Annotated in this window: 20 protein-coding genes; 15 read left to right on the top strand and 5 right to left on the bottom strand. The window is 69.2% G+C overall.

Features of this window, described 5'->3' with window-relative positions:
- The first annotated feature begins 81 nt into the window (after positions 1–81).
- The 5 genes from AC3ZJJ_RS02660 (at position 82) to AC3ZJJ_RS02640 (ending at position 4,280) form a co-directional block, all read left to right on the top strand.
- On the top strand, positions 82–1,581 hold the full coding sequence (locus AC3ZJJ_RS02660) for a PspC domain-containing protein (protein ID WP_489893725.1): 1,500 nt from the start codon (positions 82–84) through the stop codon (positions 1,579–1,581).
- Positions 1,578–1,892, top strand: a complete 315-nt coding sequence (locus tag AC3ZJJ_RS02655; RefSeq protein ID WP_489893724.1) for a hypothetical protein — start codon at positions 1,578–1,580, stop codon at positions 1,890–1,892. Before AC3ZJJ_RS02660 ends, AC3ZJJ_RS02655 begins: the two co-directional genes overlap by 4 nt.
- A 56-nt stretch (positions 1,893–1,948) precedes the next feature.
- Positions 1,949–2,194, top strand: a complete 246-nt coding sequence (locus tag AC3ZJJ_RS02650) for a PspC domain-containing protein (RefSeq protein ID WP_489893723.1) — start codon at positions 1,949–1,951, stop codon at positions 2,192–2,194.
- A 154-nt stretch (positions 2,195–2,348) separates the two neighbouring features.
- Positions 2,349–3,377, top strand: coding sequence for a 6-phosphofructokinase (locus AC3ZJJ_RS02645; RefSeq protein ID WP_489893722.1), 1,029 nt, complete (start codon positions 2,349–2,351; stop codon positions 3,375–3,377).
- A gap of 156 nt (positions 3,378–3,533) precedes the next feature.
- Positions 3,534–4,280: a GNAT family N-acetyltransferase gene (locus AC3ZJJ_RS02640; RefSeq protein WP_489893721.1), complete on the top strand. Its 747-nt coding sequence runs from the start codon at positions 3,534–3,536 to the stop codon at positions 4,278–4,280.
- 34 nt (positions 4,281–4,314) lie between these two features.
- Here AC3ZJJ_RS02640 and ygfZ read toward each other — a convergent pair whose 3' ends face one another.
- The 3 genes from ygfZ to AC3ZJJ_RS02625 all read right to left on the bottom strand — a co-directional run bounded on the left by ygfZ (position 4,315) and on the right by AC3ZJJ_RS02625 (position 6,969).
- Positions 4,315–5,388, bottom strand: a complete 1,074-nt coding sequence (gene ygfZ / locus AC3ZJJ_RS02635; RefSeq protein WP_489893720.1) for a CAF17-like 4Fe-4S cluster assembly/insertion protein YgfZ — start codon at positions 5,386–5,388, stop codon at positions 4,315–4,317.
- Positions 5,389–5,988, bottom strand: a complete 600-nt coding sequence (locus tag AC3ZJJ_RS02630; RefSeq protein ID WP_489893719.1) for a heme-binding beta-barrel domain-containing protein — start codon at positions 5,986–5,988, stop codon at positions 5,389–5,391. It abuts the gene before it with no gap.
- 222 nt (positions 5,989–6,210) lie between these two features.
- The gene (locus AC3ZJJ_RS02625) at positions 6,211–6,969 is read right to left on the bottom strand and encodes a hypothetical protein (RefSeq protein ID WP_489893718.1); all 759 of its coding nucleotides are present in this window, start codon (positions 6,967–6,969) and stop codon (positions 6,211–6,213) included.
- Positions 6,970–7,207: 238 nt separating this feature from the next.
- Here AC3ZJJ_RS02625 and AC3ZJJ_RS02620 point away from each other — a divergent pair, with 238 nt between their 5' ends.
- The 6 genes from AC3ZJJ_RS02620 (at position 7,208) to AC3ZJJ_RS02595 (ending at position 13,657) form a co-directional block, all read left to right on the top strand.
- Positions 7,208–7,906, top strand: a complete 699-nt coding sequence (locus AC3ZJJ_RS02620; RefSeq protein ID WP_489893717.1) for a winged helix-turn-helix transcriptional regulator — start codon at positions 7,208–7,210, stop codon at positions 7,904–7,906.
- Between the two features lie 40 nt (positions 7,907–7,946).
- Positions 7,947–8,939: a mycothiol synthase gene (gene mshD, locus AC3ZJJ_RS02615; protein WP_489893716.1), complete on the top strand. Its 993-nt coding sequence runs from the start codon at positions 7,947–7,949 to the stop codon at positions 8,937–8,939.
- Between the two features lie 106 nt (positions 8,940–9,045).
- On the top strand, positions 9,046–11,262 hold the full coding sequence (locus AC3ZJJ_RS02610) for an RNA degradosome polyphosphate kinase (protein WP_489893715.1): 2,217 nt from the start codon (positions 9,046–9,048) through the stop codon (positions 11,260–11,262).
- The gene (locus AC3ZJJ_RS02605; protein WP_489893714.1) at positions 11,262–12,227 is read left to right on the top strand and encodes an NUDIX hydrolase; all 966 of its coding nucleotides are present in this window, start codon (positions 11,262–11,264) and stop codon (positions 12,225–12,227) included. The genes AC3ZJJ_RS02610 and AC3ZJJ_RS02605 overlap by 1 nt, the downstream gene beginning before the upstream one ends.
- A gap of 31 nt (positions 12,228–12,258) precedes the next feature.
- Positions 12,259–12,585, top strand: coding sequence for a GNAT family N-acetyltransferase (locus AC3ZJJ_RS02600; protein ID WP_489893713.1), 327 nt, complete (start codon positions 12,259–12,261; stop codon positions 12,583–12,585).
- A 97-nt stretch (positions 12,586–12,682) separates the two neighbouring features.
- Positions 12,683–13,657 carry a chitinase gene (locus tag AC3ZJJ_RS02595; protein ID WP_489893712.1) on the top strand — a complete coding sequence of 325 codons (975 nt, stop codon included), beginning with the start codon at positions 12,683–12,685 and terminating at the stop codon, positions 13,655–13,657.
- Positions 13,658–13,675: 18 nt separating this feature from the next.
- On the opposite strand, the gene AC3ZJJ_RS02590 is transcribed toward AC3ZJJ_RS02595, so the two are convergent.
- On the bottom strand, positions 13,676–15,985 hold the full coding sequence (locus AC3ZJJ_RS02590; RefSeq protein ID WP_489893711.1) for a bifunctional polysaccharide deacetylase/glycosyltransferase family 2 protein: 2,310 nt from the start codon (positions 15,983–15,985) through the stop codon (positions 13,676–13,678).
- Positions 15,986–16,422: 437 nt separating this feature from the next.
- On the opposite strand from AC3ZJJ_RS02590, the gene AC3ZJJ_RS02585 reads away from it, so the two are divergent.
- The 4 genes from AC3ZJJ_RS02585 (at position 16,423) to asd (ending at position 19,232) form a co-directional block, all read left to right on the top strand.
- A complete protein-coding gene (locus AC3ZJJ_RS02585) occupies positions 16,423–17,226 on the top strand; it encodes a thymidylate synthase (protein ID WP_489893710.1) in 804 nt (267 codons plus the stop codon).
- A 59-nt stretch (positions 17,227–17,285) separates the two neighbouring features.
- Positions 17,286–17,795 carry a dihydrofolate reductase gene (locus tag AC3ZJJ_RS02580; protein WP_489895653.1) on the top strand — a complete coding sequence of 170 codons (510 nt, stop codon included), beginning with the start codon at positions 17,286–17,288 and terminating at the stop codon, positions 17,793–17,795.
- Positions 17,792–18,031, top strand: a complete 240-nt coding sequence (locus AC3ZJJ_RS02575; RefSeq protein WP_489893709.1) for an NF038396 family protein — start codon at positions 17,792–17,794, stop codon at positions 18,029–18,031. The genes AC3ZJJ_RS02580 and AC3ZJJ_RS02575 overlap by 4 nt, the downstream gene beginning before the upstream one ends.
- Positions 18,032–18,113: 82 nt before the next feature.
- Positions 18,114–19,232 (top strand): aspartate-semialdehyde dehydrogenase, encoded by a 1,119-nt coding sequence (gene asd / locus AC3ZJJ_RS02570; protein WP_489893708.1) that lies wholly within the window; start codon positions 18,114–18,116, stop codon positions 19,230–19,232.
- A gap of 52 nt (positions 19,233–19,284) precedes the next feature.
- On the opposite strand, the gene AC3ZJJ_RS02565 is transcribed toward asd, so the two are convergent.
- Entirely contained in the window at positions 19,285–19,476 is a 192-nt protein-coding gene (locus tag AC3ZJJ_RS02565; RefSeq protein ID WP_489893707.1) for a hypothetical protein, read from the bottom strand.
- Positions 19,477–19,529: the final 53 nt, after the last annotated feature.

Genomic DNA, 19,529 nt, shown 5'->3' with positions numbered 1-19,529 from the left:
GGTCCAACCAGCGGATGTTCAGGGACGGTTCAGGGTCGACCCCCATAGCGGCGCCGCCGGCACACCGGAAGCATGGTTGGTATGAACAACGCACCTGTTGAGAACCCCTTCTTCCGCTGGGTCCGCGGCCTGGGCGTGCAGCGCAGCGCGAACCGCTGGATCGGCGGCGTGGCCGGCGGACTCGGCCAACGCTTCGGCATCGATCCCATCCTCGCCCGCGGCATCGTCCTGGTCCTCGCCGTGTTTACCGGCGTCGGCCTCCTGCTCTACGGGCTGGCGTGGGCGCTCCTGCCCGAGCCCGACGGCCGCATCCACGCACAGGAGGCGGGGCGCGGTCGGTGGACCTCCGGCATGACCGGCGCCCTGGTCTTTTTCCTGCTGGGCACCTTCGGCCGTCCCGGCCCCTTCGACGGCTGGTCCGGCGACGGCCGGTGGAACTCCTGGTGGGGCGGCACCTTCTGGGTCCTGGCCATCATCGGCGGCGCCATCTGGTTCTCCGTCGCGCGCGGCAAGCGGCGCGGAGACGAACCGGTCGGCAACTCCGGCGCCGCCCACGGCGCCGGCCCCGGGGGCCACGGCGAAGCGGGAGGCTACCCGGCGTCGGGCGCGCCGTTCCCCTCCGCGCCGTCCGGGCAGCACGGCGACGCCTACCGGGCCGACGCCGGCCGGGGCAGCGACCCGTCCGAACCCGCCGAGGGCACCCACCCGGGGACCGGCGCCGCCTCCGCCGACAGCGACAACGCCACCGCCCCCATCGACGCGTGGGGAGGCACCTACCCAACAACACCCATCGACACCTCGACTGGCACCTACCCCACCGCCCCGATCGGCTCCGCGCCCTCGGGATACGGTTCGCACGCCTTCGTCGGCGGAGCCGCGCCGCGCACCGCCCACGCGCCCGGCGGCCCGTCCGACGCGCCCCGGCAGCAGGCGCCGGAGCGCACCGGAAACCCCCTGCCCGGGCACACCGCGGCGATTGTCCTTGGTGTGGCCATCCTGGTCGCGGGCACCACGGTGCTGGCCTCCATGCTCGGCTGGATCGACCTTGGCGGGCACGCCGCCGCGGTCACGCTGGCCGCCGCGCTGACGGTCGTCGGCTTCGGGCTGGTCGGCGCCGCGCTCAGGCGCCACAGCGGCGGCGCCCTGACCGGTTTCGCAATCGCGCTGCTCGTGCCCACGCTGGTGTTCGGGGGCGCAGCCGTCAACCGCTCCGCCGATGCCAGGTGGTTCGGACCGGTCCAGGTCCACGAGGGCAACGAGTACACCTACGTGTTCAGCGACGCCACGCTGGACCTCAGCCCACTGGGCGAGGATCTCCGGGCGGATACCGCGGTCACCATCAGCAATGTCTTCAGCAGCCTGGATCTCACCGTCCCCGACAACGTGCCGGTGGTCATCCACGGAGACAGCGCCTTCTACTCCATGGAGGTCGCCACGGATACCGGAACAACCACCTATTCGGGCATCGGCAGCGACGACGGGGTTCAGGTGAACCCCGACGCGACCGGCCCCACGCTGACCATAGAAATCAACGGCGCCTTCAACAGCGTCGACGTAGCGACCAAGGAGGTAGCGCCGTGAGCGAACCGACCAACCACATCCAGCGCGGGGAGCCCGCGTACGCGGCGGACACGGAGGCGTCAACCTCGGACGGCACCTTCGGGACAACGGACACCACCGAAAACGAACCCGTGGCCCGCAAGGTCCCGGTGGGCACCCTGGTCTTCGGGCTGGTGCTAGTCGCCGTCGGCCTCATTCTCCTGGCCGGCATCCTCTACGGCCTGACGCTGGACCCCGGCGTCGTCGCCGTCGGCATCGTTGTGGGGGCGGGCCTCCTGCTCATTGTCGGCGGACTGGTGGCCGGGCGCAGATCCGCCGGCACGGGGACCTGATTCCGCCTTCGAACGCCCAACTGTCACTACCGGCCAACACGTGAAAGGCTTCACCCATGGACAAGTTCTACGCAACCCTCCGATCAATCCCGCTCCGCCGGGGCCCCAAGCGCATCCTGGGAGGCATCGCGGGCGGCATCGCCGACAAGACCGGATGGGACGTGACGCTGGTTCGCATCGGCGTGCTGCTGAGTTTCCTGCTCCCATTCATCGGCGTCGGACTGTACCTCGTGCTCTGGCTGCTCATCCCGCTCCACGACGACTCCATCGCGCTGGAGCGCCTGGTCGGCGATCGCCGCTAGCCACCTCCTTCCCGGGGCCCCGCCACCGGCGGGGCCCCGCTGCGCGTGGTGGCCGTCACCCTGCGCTCTTGCTAGCATCGATTCCCGGGCCCAGAGACGTGCTCCCTCCAGGTCCCGCCGTGCGGGACGAGCACCAGACGAAAGCTGAGCACGCATGCGCATCGGTATCCTGACCAGCGGCGGAGACTGCCCCGGGCTGAACGCGGTGATCCGCGGGGCCGTCCTGAATGGGATCAAGTCCTACGACCACGAGTTCGTCGGCTTCCTCGACGGCTGGCGCGGCGTGGTCGAAGGCGACTTCGTCGACCTCCCCCGCGAGCGGGTTCGCGGCATCTCCAAGCAGGGCGGCACCATCATCGGGACATCGCGGACGAACCCGTTCGAGGGCGAGTACGGGGGTCCACAGAACATCGCGGCCACCCTCCAGCGCATCGGCGTCGACGCGGTCATCGCCATCGGCGGCGAGGGAACGCTCGCCGCAGCCAAACGACTGACCGATGCGGGGCTCAGGATCGTCGGCGTCCCCAAGACGATCGACAACGACCTCGACGCCACGGACTACACGTTCGGCTTCGACACGGCCGTCCAGATCGCCACCGAGGCCATCGACCGGCTGCGCACAACCGGCGAGTCCCACCACCGTTGTATGGTCGCCGAGGTCATGGGGCGGCACGTCGGGTGGATCGCACTGCACTGCGGCATGGCCGCCGGCGCCCACGCCATCCTGATTCCGGAGCAGGGCGTCAGCATGAAGCAGGTCAACGAGTGGGTGCAGGAGGCGCACGAACGCGGACGCGCGCCGCTGGTGGTCGTGGCCGAGGGATGGGTCCCCGACGACGCCGACGAGGCGTACTCGGACCGGGGCCTCGACGCGTTTGGGCGGCCGCGTCTCGGTGGCATCGGAGACCAGCTCGCCCTGCGGATCGAGGACGGCACCGGCATCGAAACCCGCGCCACCGTCCTCGGCCACATCCAGCGCGGAGGGGTCCCGACCGCCTACGACAGGGTCCTTGCGACGCGTCTGGGCATGGCTTCGGTCGACGCGGTCGACGACGGCGCCTGGGGAAACATGGTGGCGCTGCGCGGGACGGGCATCCACCGCGTCCCCTTCCAGGCCGCGCTCAACAACCTCAAGCGCGTCCCGCAGCACCGGTACGACGAGGCCGCGATCCTCTTCGGATAGGCGGGGGTCGCTCGGCGCGGGGCCCTCGGCGGCTACCGCGCTCCCGCCTCCCACACCTCGCTTCGCTCGGCGCGGGGCCCTCGGCGGCTACCGCGCACCCGCCTCCCACACCTCGCTTCGCTCGGCGCGGGGCCCTCGGCGGCTACGCTTAGGGCCATGGAGCTGGAGACTGGTACCCGCGCGATCATTTCGCTGGCCTGGGCGAGGAAATTGGGACTGCCGGACTCCGCCCTCCACTTCGCTGCGATGGGGGAAACCGCCTCGCGCGTCCTGGCCCCGAACGACGACGCCGAGACGGTCGTTTTCCTCCGCCTCCTGCGCGGCTCGGCCCTCGCCGGACCCGAATGGCTCCTGGAAGCCGCCGCGGAGGTCGGCGACGACGAACTGGCCCAGGAATCCACGCTGGTCCGCCTCATCCGCGACAACATCGGCAGCCACGACGCGCGCGGAACGGGCGAATTCTCCCTCTACTACCTGGACGAGCCGCTGGACGTGGTTCCGTCCGAGTCCACGGTGGTGTCCTTCGACGTGGAGCACGCCAAGGCGCTCGAGTCCGAGTGCCCGAGCGACGACCTGGCAGGGGTCTTGCTCTCAAGGCGGGAACACACCTTTACCCTGCTCGCCGAAGAGGGGCACGCCCCCCTGGCCGGCGCCGGCTACGACATCTGGGAGGGCCTGATCGCAGACGTCGCCTCAATCACCGTCCCGTCGCTTCGCCGTCACGGCCTGGGGAGCTACATCTCCGCGGTCGCGGCCGACGAGGCGCTGACGCAGGGTCTGGTGCCGCAGTGGCGCGCCGGCCTCAGCCACCGCGCCGCCCACCAGACGGCGGACTCGCTGGGGTTTGTCTTGGCCGGCTCGGTCACCGGTGCCCGCATCGGCTCACCGCCGCCGGGCCGGTAGTCCGGGGCCTCCCGCCGGGAAAAGCCGACGAAACCTACCGGGGACCTCTCAGGAAGCCCTGCTGGCGGCCCACGACCTGACCGGCGTCGGTGGCCACGATGGTCTCCTGGGCCGCGGCATAGGCCTCGTCGCCGTCGACGACGGACAGCGTGGCCGCGGGGTCCACGTTTCGCTTGACGACCGCCAAGGCGATCGGGCCCGCCTCGAAGTGGAGCGCGGCGGACGTCAAGCGCCCCACGACCTTCTCCCCCAGCCGCACCTCGCTGCCCGGTTCCGGCAGGGTGTGCAGGCTACCGTCCAAGTGCAGGAAAACCAGCCGCCGGGGCGGGTGGCCCAGGTTGTGTACCCGGGCAATGGTCTCTTGGCCCTTGTAGCAGCCCTTGGCCAGGTGCACGGCGGTGCGCATCAGGTCCAATTCGTGCGGGATCGTCTTTTCATCCGTCTCCGCGCCCATCCGCGGACGCCATGCGGCGATCCTCAACGCCTCCACGGCCATGGTGCCCGAGAGGCGAAGGCCCTCGACGGCGGACTCGAGCTCCGGTGCGGGCACCAGGTACTCCAGCCACGTCCGGCCCGCCGCCGGGTGTTCGCCGGCGGAATAGGCGAAACCGCCCTCGTTGACGCCCGGCCACGGATCCCGCCAAACGGTGCGCTCCCCAAAGCCCGGAAGTTCCGTGGAAGAGCCGACGACGGCCCACTGCGCGCTGACGTCGGCGACGTCGACCCGCAGCATAAAGCGCATGGAAGTCAGGAAGGCGGCGAGCGGCGCCGCCTCGAAGTCCTCCACCAGCAGCCACGTGGTCTCGCCGTCGTCGACCACGCGGCAATCGTGCTCGATGCGGCCCTGCACGGTCAGGAAGAGCGCCTCGCTGGAACCGCCCGGCGCCAGGCCTAGCAGCTGCTGGGAGGAGAGCGTGTTCAGCCAGGACAGCCGATCGGGCCCGGTAACGGTCACAATCCCGCGATTGGACAGGTCGGCGACGGCCAGACCCATGGCCAGCCGGCGCTGCTCGGGCAGGGGTTCGCCGTAGTGCGCGGCGACACCGGCATCTGCACCGGAGCCCGCAACGGCTCCGGGTCGGCCAAGAAGGGGGGACGGGGTGGCCATCTACTCGCTTTTCTTCAGGGCGGCGGAGGCGTGGGCGGCCAAGGACTGGCCATTCGCCGCCACGTCCCAACGCCAATAGAGGTCACCGTTGACCAGACCGTAGATGCGGGTCGCCGACGCGTAGTCCTTGGAGTTGGTTCCGCGCATCACCAGATCAGTGGCGAGCTGGATTTGCGGTCCCTTGATGGACCCGTAGTAGAGCTCGCTGATGCCGCCCGGATGGACGATGTTGACCTGGAGGTCGAATCCGCCGTCGGCGTTGCGCAACTTCTCCACGTCGTCGGCCGTCCTCAGGGCGGGGACGATTTCCGCCGGGGACATGCCCGGCCCGCCGTCCGCCTCGACCATCGGCCGGTCGAGCGCCCAGAATCCCGTCTCGATCGAGAGGGGCCTCAAGCGTGTGCCCTCCTCGTCCGCCAGCCAGCTTTCGGCGCGGTATTGGAGGTACGGCAGCCCATTGTGCGTGAACTCGACCCGCTGCTGGAAGTGGGCATCCTCGCCCTCTCCAGCGCCCAGCCGGCCGGAGCCCTGCCAAACGCCGAGCAACCAGGACAGCGGAACGAGTTCCGGCGTCAGGTCCGTAGGTATCTCAATGGGCATGGGGTGGTGTCCCCCGCCTACTTCTGGCCCTTGAACAGGCGCGACACAACCAGCGCGGCGAAGCCGGCCATACCCAGTCCGGCCACCGCAAGGAGGCTAATGAAGAAGATCTCGAGCGCCAAGTAGTTGGATTCCATGCGTCCATACTATCCAAAGCCCGGAGCGCATTTGGCACGGCCCGAAACATTGCGCCCGGTCGCGCCGAGGCGCCTGCGCGACCACTCAGCGCAGGAGGAGCCGCTCGACGTAGTAGGCCAGCGTGCCGGCCGCGAGCACGGGCGCGATGCCCGTGGCGATCGCCGCCATGGTTCCCCGTGGCCCGCCCTCGGCAACGAAGAGCACCCGGCATCCGACGACGACGGCGCCGAGGACCGCGCCGACCGCGACGGCCGGGAGGATGGGGACGTTGGTCCCGACCACGCTCCCGACCCCGCCGACCAGCGCGGCCACGACCAATCCGAGGGGCGCCGTCACCCGGTCCGGCCAGCGAATGGTCCCGATCAGCACGGCGGCCGCGATGCTGAGCCCGGACACGAGCATCATCGAGGAGTTCGAGGCGTTTGGGGCGAGCCGGTCAACCGCCACCCAGCCGGCGCCGAATCCCGCGACCACTGTCCCGCTGACCCCCGCCACGGTGGATTCGAGGCGCTGGCGTTCGCCGGTTCCGCGCATCAGTTGCCCGACGAAGACCACGATCACTCCGACCGCCACGCAGGCGGCGGTCCACTTCATGGGCACGGGCATGGCCACAACCGAGGCCAGCGTTGCCGCCGACCATCCGGCGAGCGCCATCGGGACGGTTGCCGACAGTCCCGCGGGGAGGCCCATCATCCGCGGCCACCCGATGGCAAACAGGAGAACCAAGAGGGACACGGCCGCCCAAACCAGCGGGTGGGCGGAGCCCGCCGTGCCCGCATAGCTGGCGGCCACAACCGCGGCGGTGGCGGCCAGTGCTGATCCTGCAACGGTTTTGGTCCTCACCCCTCCATCCTGCCCTATCGCGACTGCCGGCCGGCCCCCGGGCTGCGCGGGGCCCGTTGGGGCGGGAAGCCGCCGATGCGCCGGAGCGTGGCCGGAGCGGCCCGTGTTTCCTTCGCGATTGGCGCGTGTTTCGTATTCGTGACGTGGGTCCCACGGCTTCGGGGCCCCGCACATTTATACTTGTACGAACCCGGTCCCAACGACGCGCTCGGATCCACATGCTTTGAGGAGGCCCGACATGGCCAGCATTATGCTTCTGACGAACGCGTCCGGCCCGTCCATCGACGTGCTTCCGGCGCTCGAACTGCTGGCGCACGAGGTGCGCATATTCCCGGCCGCGGCCACCGCCCTGCTGGACGCCGACGCGGCCGACGTCGTGATGGTCGACGCTCGCAAGGACCTCTCCGGCTCCCGCTCACTGTGCCAGCTGCTACGGACCACCGGGCTGTCCGCGCCCATCATCCTGATTCTCACGGAGGGCGGCATGGCGGCCGTGTCCTCTCTGTGGCAGGCCGACGACGTGGTGCTGGACAGCGCCGGCCCGGCGGAGGTCGAGGCGCGGCTGCGGCTCGCGACGGCGCGCCCGGCGAATGCCGGCGACGACTCCACCGAGATCCGCGCTGCGGGCGTGGTGATCGACGAGGCCAGCTACACCGCCAAGGTGCACGGCGAGCCCCTGAACCTGACCTATAAGGAGTTCGAGCTCCTCAAGTACCTGGCACAGCACCCGGGCCGCGTCTTCACGCGCGACCAGTTGCTGCACGAGGTCTGGGGCTACGACTACTACGGGGGCACACGGACGGTCGACGTGCACGTGCGGAGGCTTCGCGCCAAGCTGGGCGCCGACCACGAGCAGCTCATCGGCACCGTCCGCAATGTCGGCTACCGGTTCACCAGCACGCGGCACAGCGACGCGGACGAAACCGTCGAGGCCTGAGCGGCTCCCAAAGCCCGCGCCCCGGCGCTATGTTGGTTTCATGAGCGCACCCGAGAGCACCGACTGGACGATCAGCACCCTCAAGGGCATGCCCGAGGCCGACGTGCTGGGCAGGATCAGGACACTGGCCTCCGCCGCCGAGGAATCGGACGGCAATCCCCCCCTCAGCGAGCAGACGCTGGTGGAGCTGAAGACCAACGACGATCCCGACGCGCTGCTCGGCGCCTACGCCTACCTCTCCGACGGCGAGCTCCACGACTCGGCCGAACTCCTGGGGCTGGCCGTGGCCCTTCAGCCGCGCTCCTCCGGCGGAAGCGGGACGTTGGAGATTGTGGTGCATCCCGACTACAGGAACGACGGAATCGGCGCGGCGCTCCTGTCCGCGGTCGGTGCCCGGACGGACCTGGGCGGCCTCCACGCGTGGTCTCACGGCAACCACGAGGCCGCGGCCAGGCTGGCTGAGGAAAACGGCTTTGTCCCCGTCCGGGAGCTTTGGCGGATGCGCCTGGTGCACACCAGGGACGCCGGGGCCGCCCGCCTGCCCGATGGCGTGTCCATCCGCCCGTTCGTCCCCGGTCGGGACGAGGACACTTGGCTGGCCGCCAATGCGGCGGCATTCGCCGCGCACGCCGAGCAGGGCTCCATGACGCGGTCGGACCTGGACGCGCGGATGGCGGAGGACTGGTTCGACCCGTCCGGCTTCCTGCTCGCCGTGGACCGCGAGGACCGGATCCTGGGCTTTCACTGGACCAAGGTGCACCCTGCCGTCAAGAATCCGCGCACCGGCGACCACCAGGCGCTCGGCGAGGTGTACGTCGTCGGCGTTCTTCCGCAGGCGCAAGGAACCGGGCTGGGCAAGGCGCTGACGCTCGCGGGGATCGAGCACCTCCGCGCCAAGGGTCTGGAGGCGGTCATGCTCTACGTCGATGCGGACAACACCGCCGCCGTCGAGCTGTACAGGAAGCTGGGATTCACCCGGTGGGACGTGGACGTCATGTACGCCGCCGCCCCAGCCGCGGCCACCGGCGCATAACCCGCGCCGGGTACAGTGAAACAGCAACATCAGCAGGCCGAATGGGTTGGTCGTTGCACCCGAAAGCTGCCACGTTAGCGGCACAGTAACCGTTAGGACACGCCCGATGGACACAACACCGGTGAGCTCCACCACCTTTGGCGACAGCGACATGCCGTCGGCCCGGGCCACGCAGGACCGGATCGAGCTGCCCGAGTTCGAGCCGGCGCTCCTTCCCGAGGGCGACTTCTCCCAGGACCGGTTCCTGGACCGCGAACTCAGCTGGCTGCACTTCAACGCGCGCGTCCTCGAGCTGGCGGAAGACGAGGACCTCTACCTGCTGGAACGGGTCAACTTCCTGTCCATCTTCGCGTCCAACCTCGACGAGTTCTTTATGGTGCGGGTGGCGGGCCTCAAGCGCCGCATCGCGACGGGCCTGGCCGTCCCCTCCCCCGCCGGCATCAGCCCGATCGACCAGCTGGACCACATCCTGGAGGGCGCGAAGCAGCTCCAGCGGCGCCACGCCCACGTCTTCGCCGAGCAACTTCGCCCCGCCCTGGCGCAGGAGCAGATCCTGATCAACCGCTGGGACGAGCTGGACGACCGCGCCAAGGACGAGCTGCGCCGCTGGTTCGCCGACCAGGTCTTCCCCGTCTTGACCCCCCTGGCCGTCGACCCGGCCCACCCCTTCCCCTACATCTCCGGCCTTTCGCTGAACCTGGCCGTGATCGTGCGCAACCCGATCAGCGGGAAGGAACTGTTCGCGCGCCTGAAGGTGCCGGACGTCCTGCCCCGCCTGATCTCGGTGGACGGCCCCCGCGCCGGCAATTCCCCCGGCCGCGTGGCTCGCTTCATTTCGCTCGAGGACGTCATCGCCGAGCACTTGGACCTGCTGTTCCCGGGCATGGAGGTGGTGGAGCACCACTCGTTCCGCGTCACCCGCAACGAAGACCTCGAGGTGGAGGAGGACGACGCCGAGAACCTGCTGCAGGCCCTCGAAAAGGAGCTCCTGCGCCGCCGCTTCGGTCCCCCCGTCCGGCTCGAGGTCGCCAACGACATCAACCCCGCCGTGCGCGCCCTCCTGGTCCGCGAGCTCGGCGTGGAGGAGGACGAGGTCTTCGCGCTTCCCGCCCCGCTGGACCTGCGCGGGTTGAGCATGATTTCCGGCATCGACCGCGCGGACCTGCACTACCCGAAGCAGCTGGCCCACACCAGCCGCGACCTCAACGAGTCGGAGACCTCCAAGGCGGCCAACGTCTTCGCGGCGATGCGCCGACGGGACATCCTGCTGCACCACCCCTACGACTCCTTCTCCACCTCCGTACAGGCCTTCCTCGAGCAGGCCGCCGCGGACCCGAAGGTGCAGGCCATCAAGCAGACGCTCTACCGCACCTCCGGGGACTCCCCCATCGTCGACGCCCTCATCGACGCCGCCGAGGCCGGCAAGCAGGTCCTGGCGCTGGTGGAGATCAAGGCCCGGTTCGACGAGCAGGCCAACATCTCCTGGGCCCGGAAGCTGGAGCAGGCCGGCGTACACGTTGTGTACGGCATCGTCGGGCTCAAGACCCACAGCAAGCTGTCGCTGGTGGTGCGGCGCGAGGGCGACCGGCTGCGGCGCTACTGCCACATCGGAACCGGCAACTACCACCCGCGGACGGCGCGCTACTACGAGGACCTTGGCCTCCTCACCTCGGACGACCAGGTCGGCGAGGACCTGTCGAAGCTGTTCAACCAGCTGTCCGGCTATGCGCCGCGCTCCACGTTCAAGCGGCTGCTGGTGGCCCCGCGCTCCCTGCGATCCGGCCTGATCGACAGGATCGAACAGGAGATCGCGAACCGCCGGGCCGGCCTGACCGCGCGCGTGGTCATCAAGGTCAACTCGATGGTCGACGAGGCCGTCATCGACGCGCTCTACCGGGCGTCCCAGGCGGGCGTGTCCGTGGATGTCATCGTCCGCGGCATCTGCGCGCTCCGACCGGGTGTGCCGGGGCTCAGCGAGAATATCCGTGTGCGCTCGGTCCTGGGACGGTTCCTCGAGCACTCCCGAGTGTTCGCCTTCGGCAACGCCGGCAGCCCCGTGGTGTTCATCGGTTCGGCCGACATGATGCACCGCAACCTCGACCGCCGGGTGGAGGCGCTGGTGCGCCTGTCCAACCGCGAAGACATCACCGAACTCGTCGCCCTGCTGGACCGCTACATGGACGAGCGCACCGCCAGCTGGCACCTCGACTCCGACGGGGTGTGGATACGCCACAACAAGTCCGACGACGGCGCGCCGCTGGACGACATCCAAAGCTGGCTGCTGGACTCGCGCCGCCGCCAGCGCGGCGCGGTCCGTCTCTGATGCCGCCCGTGCGCTCCTCCGACGAGCCGGAGATCGCGGCCGCGACGTTCGACGTCGTGGCCGCGGGGGTGCTTCCCTGGCGCATCAACGGCGACGGGCTCCAGCTGCTGCTGATCCACCGGGACCGCTACGACGACTGGTCCTGGCCCAAGGGCAAGCTGGACGAGGGAGAGACCGTGCCCGAGTGCGCGGTCCGCGAGGTCCGCGAGGAGGTGGGCCTCGACGTCGCGCTCGGGATTCCGTTGCCCGCCATCCGCTACGCGGTCGGGTCCGGAACGAAGGTCGTCTACTACTGGGCCGCGCACGTGGGCCGCGCCAAGGCGGTCCCGGACGGCAGGGAGGCGGACGCGATCCGCTGGGCGGCGCCCTCGGAGGCGCGCCGCCTCCTGACCAACCCGACCGACGTCGAGCCCCTGGACGCGCTGCTCGCGGCGCACGAATCCGGGAACCTGGACACGATGCCGTTCATCGTTGTCCGGCACGCGAAGGCCAAGCCGCGCTCCAGCTGGACCCAGGAAGAGGGCAAGCGACCCCTCGCCGCCACCGGCAAGCGTCAAGCGCTCGCGGTGTCCAACCTCCTGGCCGCCTGGCGGCCCGGCAAGGTCGCCACCAGCCCATGGACCCGCTGCGTGCAGACCGTGACGCCCTACCTCCAGCAGACCGGCTTCGCCGTGAAGACCGTCGGGGCCATCACCGAGCGGGACAACAAGCGGAACCCCGCCAAGGCGCGCCGCGCCATCGAGAAGCTCCTGGACAAGGGGCAGTCCACCGCCGTGTGCACGCACCGCCCGGTGTTGCCCAACGCGTTCGCCGTGCTCCGCGACAGGTTGCCGAAGAAGGCCGCGGCCCACCTGCCCGCCACCGACCCCTACCTGCGCCCCGGCGCCATGGTTGTTGTCCAGCAAAGTGCCGCCAAGGGGCGCAAGCTGGTGTCCGTAGAGGTCTACGAGTCCTTCGAGGACTAGTGTTACGTCCACCCCTTCCAAGGAGTCAGCGATGACAAAGCACCGGTCGGCCCAACAGCCGGAGAAGATTGTCCACGAGCGCCTGCGGCTCGACCGCGACGACGACCGCGGCCGCTACGCGCTGTGGCAGGACGAGACCTACATTGGCTTTGTGGGCTTCACGGAGGACGGCGACGTCGTGGACCTCCAGCACACCATCATCAACGAGGCTTACGGGCGCCGCGGCTACGCCCGAGCGCTGGTGACCCTGGTGCTCGAGGACCTGCGCGCACGGGGAAAGAAGATCGTTCCCGAGTGCACCTACGTGCAGGACTACCTTCGGCGCTACCCGGAGTACAACGATCTTCTGGCGGAATAGCCCGGGGTTCGCCGTCCGCGCGTTTGCGTGGGCTGGCGCGGTGTCCGCCGCGCTCCTGCTCTCCGCGTGCGGCGGGGCTCCACCGCCCGCATCCGGCGTGACGGATTCCCCCGCCGCGACGACGGCGGGAACGACCGCGGGCCCCAGATTCGGCGCCTACATCGATACGACGTCGTACCCGGTGCACGACTTCGCCGCCGAAGGACCGGCGTCGAAGGTGCTCGGCTTCATCGTCGCCTCTCCCACGGATCCCTGCCTGCCGTCGTGGGGTGGGTATTATTCGCTCGACGAGGCGGAGTCCGCGCTCCGGATGGACGCCCGGATCGCCTCCGTGCGCGGCGCGGGCGGCGACGTGATGGTGTCATTCGGCGGGGCGGCCCGGGACGAGCTCGCCACGGTGTGCGCCGACGGCGGACTCCTCGTCGACGCCTACCGCTCGGTGGTGGAGCGGTACGGAACGGACGCCATCGACCTCGACATCGAATACAACGATCTGCTGGACTCCGCGTCGAACCTGCGCCGCGCCGAGGCCATGGCGACCCTACAGCGGGAACGGTCCGACGCCGAGCCGCTGGAGATATGGCTGACACTGCCGGTAAAGCCCGGGGGGCTGACCGCGGACGGAGTGCGCGTGGTTTCGCAGTGGGTGGACGCCGGAGTAAAGCTGGCCGGCGTCAACATCATGGTCATGGACTTCGGCGGCAGCAAGCCGGCAGACGTCGGCATGGCCGCCGCGGCCAAGCGGGCGGCACTGGCCACCCACGGCCAACTCGCCGATGTCTACGGCCGCTCCGGCTCCGCCCCGTCCTCCGAGGCGTTGTGGGCAAAAATCGGGCTAACGCCGATGATCGGACAGAACGATGTCCGCGAGGAGGTCTTCGACCTGGGGGATGCCGCGGAGATCAACCGGTTCGCGCTGGCCCATGGACTCGGCCGGCTCTCCTACTGGTCCCAGAACCGCGACAGGCAATGCGGTTCCGATGTCGCCGACCCCGGGCAGGCCAGCGACCTGTGCAGCGGCGTCGACGACGAGCCGGGCGCCTTCGGTCGGGCGCTCGGCGCCGGGCTCTGACGGCCCGGCGCCCCACCGCTAGCCCGGCGTCGGCAGGACGCCGGCCTCCGCCGTGGCGGATCCGGCCCTCGACGGCGCCACCACGCTGTTGGTCCGCTCGGGCTTGTACCAGCCGACGGCCCGCCCCTTGAGGGCCTGGATAAGGGACGCATACAGGAGGTACGCCCGGAGCGGTTCGTAGATGAGCCGGTAGATGGGCACCACCAACAGGTGCATCGGGCTTTCGTGAACCATCAGGATGGCGATCACGCACACCACGGCGTGCATCAGGGCGACGAACAGGGCGAACAGCGCGATGCTCTCCCAGTTCCCCGCCATGAGGCTGAGGACCGCCATCACGATGGTGAGGGGAAGGAACAGCAGCGGGACGACGGTGGAGAGCAGGATGTGCGGGAGCGCCACCATGCCCAGCACGCCGTACTTGGGGCGGAAGATCATTCCGGCGTGCTTGCGGAGCGCCTGGAGGTTGCCAAACGTCCACCGCAGCCGCTGCTTGGCCAGTCCGCCGACAGTCATAGGCGCCTCAGTCCATGCCACGGCCTCGTTCTCCTGGACGATCGAATAGCCCATGCTCTGGATCGTCAGCGTCAGGTCCGCGTCCTCCGCCATGGTCTCGTGGGAGTAGCCGCCCGCTGCGACCATCGCGTCGCGGCGCCACGCGGCGCAGGCACCCGGGACGATGGAGATCGCCCCGACGACCCCCTCGGCCATGCGGGTGACGCAGATGCCGGAGATGTACTCGAGGCTCTGCCACGCGGTGAGCAGGTTCTTGCGATTGCCGACCTTGACGTGCCCGGCGACGGCGCCGACCTCTTTCCCGCGGTGCGGCTCGAGGAAGTGCCTGGCCAGCATCCGGACCGTCTGTGGTTCGAAGATCGTGTCGCCGTCGAGCGTGACGATGATGGCGCCCCGAGCCGCGGAGATGCCCAGGTTGCTGGCGACCGACTTCCCGCCGTTGCTTTGTGTGAGCACCCGCAACTGTGGCCAGTCGGCCGCAAACTCCCGCAGGATGCGGAGGGTCTTGTCGGTGGAACCATCGTCCACGGCAATGACCTCCATGGCCGGATAGTCGCTGTTGCGCAGGGCCTCCAGGGTCCGCGCCACCACGGGTTCCTCGTTGTAGACGGGCAGGACCACACTGACCAGCGGCAGCCGATCGTCCGGCGGCATGGAAAACACCTTGCCGCGTTGCCTGCGGAATCCGATGAGGGCCAGGACGAGGTAGAAGGTGGACATGATGGCGAGGGATCCGGTGCCGAACCAGAAAAGCCAGGTGATCACGACGTCGGGCAAAACCATCACGGCGGCCAGGCCGGCGACGGTCGCCACGTCGCCAAGTTCGGGGGTCGCGTTTTTGACCGGGACGAGATCCGGCGCAAGCAGCGGATCAAGGGTGGAGAACGTGTACCCCTTGAACTTCGCCTCCTTGATCAGCTCGCTCAGCATGACCACCGTTGCCGACCGGTCTCCGCCGCCGTCGTGCATGAGCACGATGTGCCCGTTTCCGTCCAGTTCCGGGCGGGCGATCCGCTGGCCGGGTGCGAACGACCAGTCCAACGTGTCGAAGTCCATGTCCACGTGGAGGTAACCCAACTGCTGGGCCTCCAGCAAGGCCAGCGCGTTGTTTTCCGGATCGCCCTCCGGAATGCGGAAAAGCCGCGTGGAGTATCCGCCGACGGCGCGCATGGACCTATCGGTGCCGACAAGTTCCTCGCGATGCTGGGCGTCCTGGGTGTCCCAGGTACGGATGTGCGTCATGGTGTGGTTGCCCACCATGTGCCCTTCGCGAACGGCCCGCCGGAAAACCTCCGGGTTCCTCACCACATTGGACCCGACGTCGAAGAATGTCGCCTGGACCCCCTCCGCGGCGAGCACGTCGAGGATCTGCGGCGTATAGACGGCATCAGGTCCATCGTCGAAGGTCAGCATCAGGACGCCCGGAGGTGCCGCGCCGAAGCGCTCCATCGCGTAGGGACTGTCCCCGATGGCGTCCTTTTCGGCGTCGTCCACGGCTCGGAAGATCGTGTCGCTGAAGGGATCCGCCAGGTAGACCGCGTTGCCGACGTGCTTCACGATCGCCATGCGCATAAAGGCGTAACTGGACTCCGGACCAACCAACGGAATGTCGTCGGGATTTCCGCTGGCGAGCAGTTCGCGCGGGTAGGCCGAGTCCTGGTTGAGCGGCTGATCCCACACCGGATCCACCGCCTGCGGCAGGACCCACGCCACGGAGGCCACCAGCGCCGCGCACAGCAGCGTGGAGGCGACCAGGATGCGGTGCCACCGGCGACCACCCGGGTCGAAGAAGACGGGAAGCGACGTCGCCACCGACCGCACCCGGTGCGGTATGCGATACCGGCGGCCGAAGGTCTGGCCGAACCTGGTCGTGGCCCTCTGGCCCCAGGGAGCGACGTGTCGTCCCGATAAGATGTTCCCCATACTTGCCCCCAAGTAGCAGTCCATTCCGCACGGACTGGCCAGCGGCCTGGTGCGGCGCGCCACCCCCAAGATGCCCCAAGCAACAGGGTGGCACCCGCCCAGACTAGGGCCGATCATGGAGGTGGCGGGGCGCCTGAACCTGTGTGTTTACACAGGTTTTACACAAGAATTCCCCCTCCCGACCCGCGCACAACAAAAAGTCACATGGGACCCGCGCGCTCAACCTCCCGGCGCAGGGCGGGACCTGGCGGCGCGGCTCGCCGAGGGGCCGCGCCTAGGGCCACGGCGGACGGCCAGCGCTCGGGGAACCCGGCTAGACTGGTCCGGTGACTATTCCGACCCCGTACGAGGACCTGCTCCGCGACGTGCTCGCCGACGGCACCCAAAAGTCGGACCGAACCGGAACCGGCACGCGCAGCGTCTTCGGCCGCCAGTTGCGCTTCGACCTGGCCGACTCGTTCCCGCTGATCACCACCAAGCGCGTCCACTTCAAATCGGTCGCGCTGGAGCTGCTGTGGTTCCTTCGCGGCGACTCCAATGTGTCATGGCTGCGGGAACAGGGCGTGACCATCTGGAACGAATGGGCGGACGACGCCGGAGAGCTCGGCCCCGTCTACGGCGTCCAGTGGCGCTCCTGGCCCACGCCCGACGGCGGCCACATCGACCAGATCGCCCAGGTCGTGGAGTCGATCCGGTCCAACCCGGACTCCCGGCGGCACATCGTCTCCGCTTGGAACGTTTCCGAGCTGCGGAACATGGCCCTGCCGCCGTGCCACGCCTTCTTCCAGTTCTACGTGGCCGACGGCAAGCTGTCCTGCCAGCTCTACCAGCGCAGTGCCGACATGTTCCTGGGCGTCCCGTTCAACATTGCCTCGTACGCGCTGCTGACGCACATGGTCGCCCAGCAGACGGGCCTGGAGGTCGGCGAGTTCGTCTGGACGGGCGGCGACGTCCACATCTACGACAACCACGTGGACCAGGTCAAGGAGCAACTTTCGCGCGAGCCCTACGAGTACCCCCGCCTGGAGATCGCACGAACCCCGGACAGCATCTTCGGTTACACACTCGAGGACTTCGACGTCGTGGGCTACCGGCACCATCCCTCCATCAAAGCGCCGATCGCCGTATGACGCTCCCCCACACCGGACCCGCCGACGCCGACGCTCCGGCCGCGGGCCGGCGCGTCGGGATGGTCTGGGCCCAGACGCTGGACGGCACGATCGGCAACCAGGGCACCATGCCGTGGCACCTGCCGGAGGACATGGCGCACTTCAAGCGGACCACCATGGGGCACCCCGTCGTGATGGGCCGCCGCACCTGGGAGTCCATCCCCCCGCGCTTCCGTCCCTTTGCCGGGCGCACCAACATTGTCCTGACGTCGGATCCCGCGACGGGCGCCGCGGTCGGCGCGTCCGGCGGCGTGGTGGCGCACTCCCCCGAGGAGGCCTTGGACGCGGCACGGGCCTCCGAGGGCGCAGGCGAAATCTGGGTCTGCGGCGGCGGGAAGGTCTACGCGGCGTGCGAGCCGTTCGCCGACACCGCCCTCGTCACCGTCATCAACGCCACCATCGAGGGCGACACCACCGCGCCGTCCCTCGGCGACGCCTGGCGCCTGACCATGTCCGAACCGGAGCAAGGATGGCTGACGTCCTCCACCGGCTTGGAATACCGCTTCGAACTTTGGGAGAAAACCCCGTGAAGGAAGCCTTCAAAGCCCTCGCCAACAAGCCGGAGCCGCTCTTCGCCCTCGGCTTTATGCTCTTGCCGCTCCTCGCCCTGATCTGCGCCGCCCTGGGGCTGTGGATGATCGTGACCGGGCAGAGCATCGGCGGGCTGGTGGTCCTGTTCACCATCACGCAGGCGTTCGCCCTGGGCGGCTTCTGGGCGATCAACCGCCGGCGCCGGCTCCTCGACGCGGACCCGGGCGCCCGCTGACCTCCCCCACCCCGGTCTCCGCCCGCCGCCCAGGGCCGTAACCAACTCTCGCTACCGCGCGCGGCCCACCTACCATGGACGTATGACTTCTTCAGTTGGTTTCGTCGGTTACCGGGGCATGGTCGGTTCCGTCCTGATGCAGCGCATGCAGGACGAGGGAGACTTCGCGGGCCTGGACCCCGTGTTCTTCTCCACCTCCAACGCCGGCGGCGCCGCCCCGGCCTTCGCCGAGGGTGCCGGCCCGCTCCAGGACGCGTACGACGTCGACGCGCTCGCCAAGCTGCCCATCATCGTCACCGCGCAGGGCGGGGACTACACGTCCGCCGTCCACCCTCAGCTCCGGGCGCGCGGATGGGACGGACTATGGATCGACGCGGCCTCCACGCTGCGCATGAACGACGACTCGATCATTGTGCTGGACCCGGTCAACCGCAACGTGATCGATGCCGGACTGTCCAACGGCACGCGCGACTACATCGGAGGCAACTGCACCGTCTCCTGCATGCTGATGGGCCTCGGCGGGCTCTTCCGCAACGGGTTGGTGGAGTGGAGCACGTCAATGACGTACCAGGCGGCCTCCGGCGGCGGCGCCCGCCACATGCGCGAGCTGCTGACGCAGTTCGGGGACATCAACTCGGCCGTCTCGGCGGAGCTCTCCGATCCGGCCTCGGCCATCCTGGAGATCGACCGCCAGGTCCTCGCCAGCCAGCGGGGCGGCCTGGACGCCACACAGTTCGGCGTGCCGCTTGCCGGTTCCCTCATCCCCTGGATCGATGCCGACCTCGGCAACGGACAGTCCAAGGAGGAGTGGAAGGCCGGCGTGGAAACCAACAAGATCCTCGGCCGCGCCGCGGGCGAGGAGATCGTCGTCGACGGGCTCTGCGTGCGCATCGGGGCCATGCGGTCGCACTCGCAGGCCCTGACCATCAAGCTGACCGAAGACCTCCCGGTGGCGGAGATCGAGCGGCTGTTGGACGCCGACAACGAGTGGGCCACTGTCGTGCCGAACACCAAGGACGCCTCCATGAAGCAGCTGACCCCGGTGGCGGCCTCCGGGACGTTGGACATCCCGGTGGGTCGCATCCGCAAGCTGGACATGGGTCCGGAATACATCTCGGCGTTCACGGTCGGAGACCAGCTGCTTTGGGGCGCGGCCGAGCCGCTTCGGCGCATGCTCCTGATCGCGCTCGGCAGGCTCTAGCCCCGGGGACCGCGCGGCCCCGCCCGGCCGCCGCGCGGAGCCCGCGGCGGCCCTAGTTCTCGCGCCTGACCCGCACGACGTCGTCGTTCGCGGCGTCGTAGAGGCGCTGGAGCTGCTCCAGCCGGGCGTCGTCGATGTCGCCCGCTTCGCGCGCCTTGACGCCCTGGTCCAGTAGCCGCTTGGCCTGCTTCAGGTTGGCCTGGGCCAAGTCCATCGCGTGTTCGAGGCTTGTGGTGTGTTCCATGACCCCATAGTGCTCCGCGTCGCGACGAAATGTCCACGGTCTTGTGCGGGCTT

Source organism: Arthrobacter sp. AOP29-A2-19 (assembly GCF_058138025.1).
This window is presented reverse-complemented; position numbering and strand designations above follow the sequence as displayed.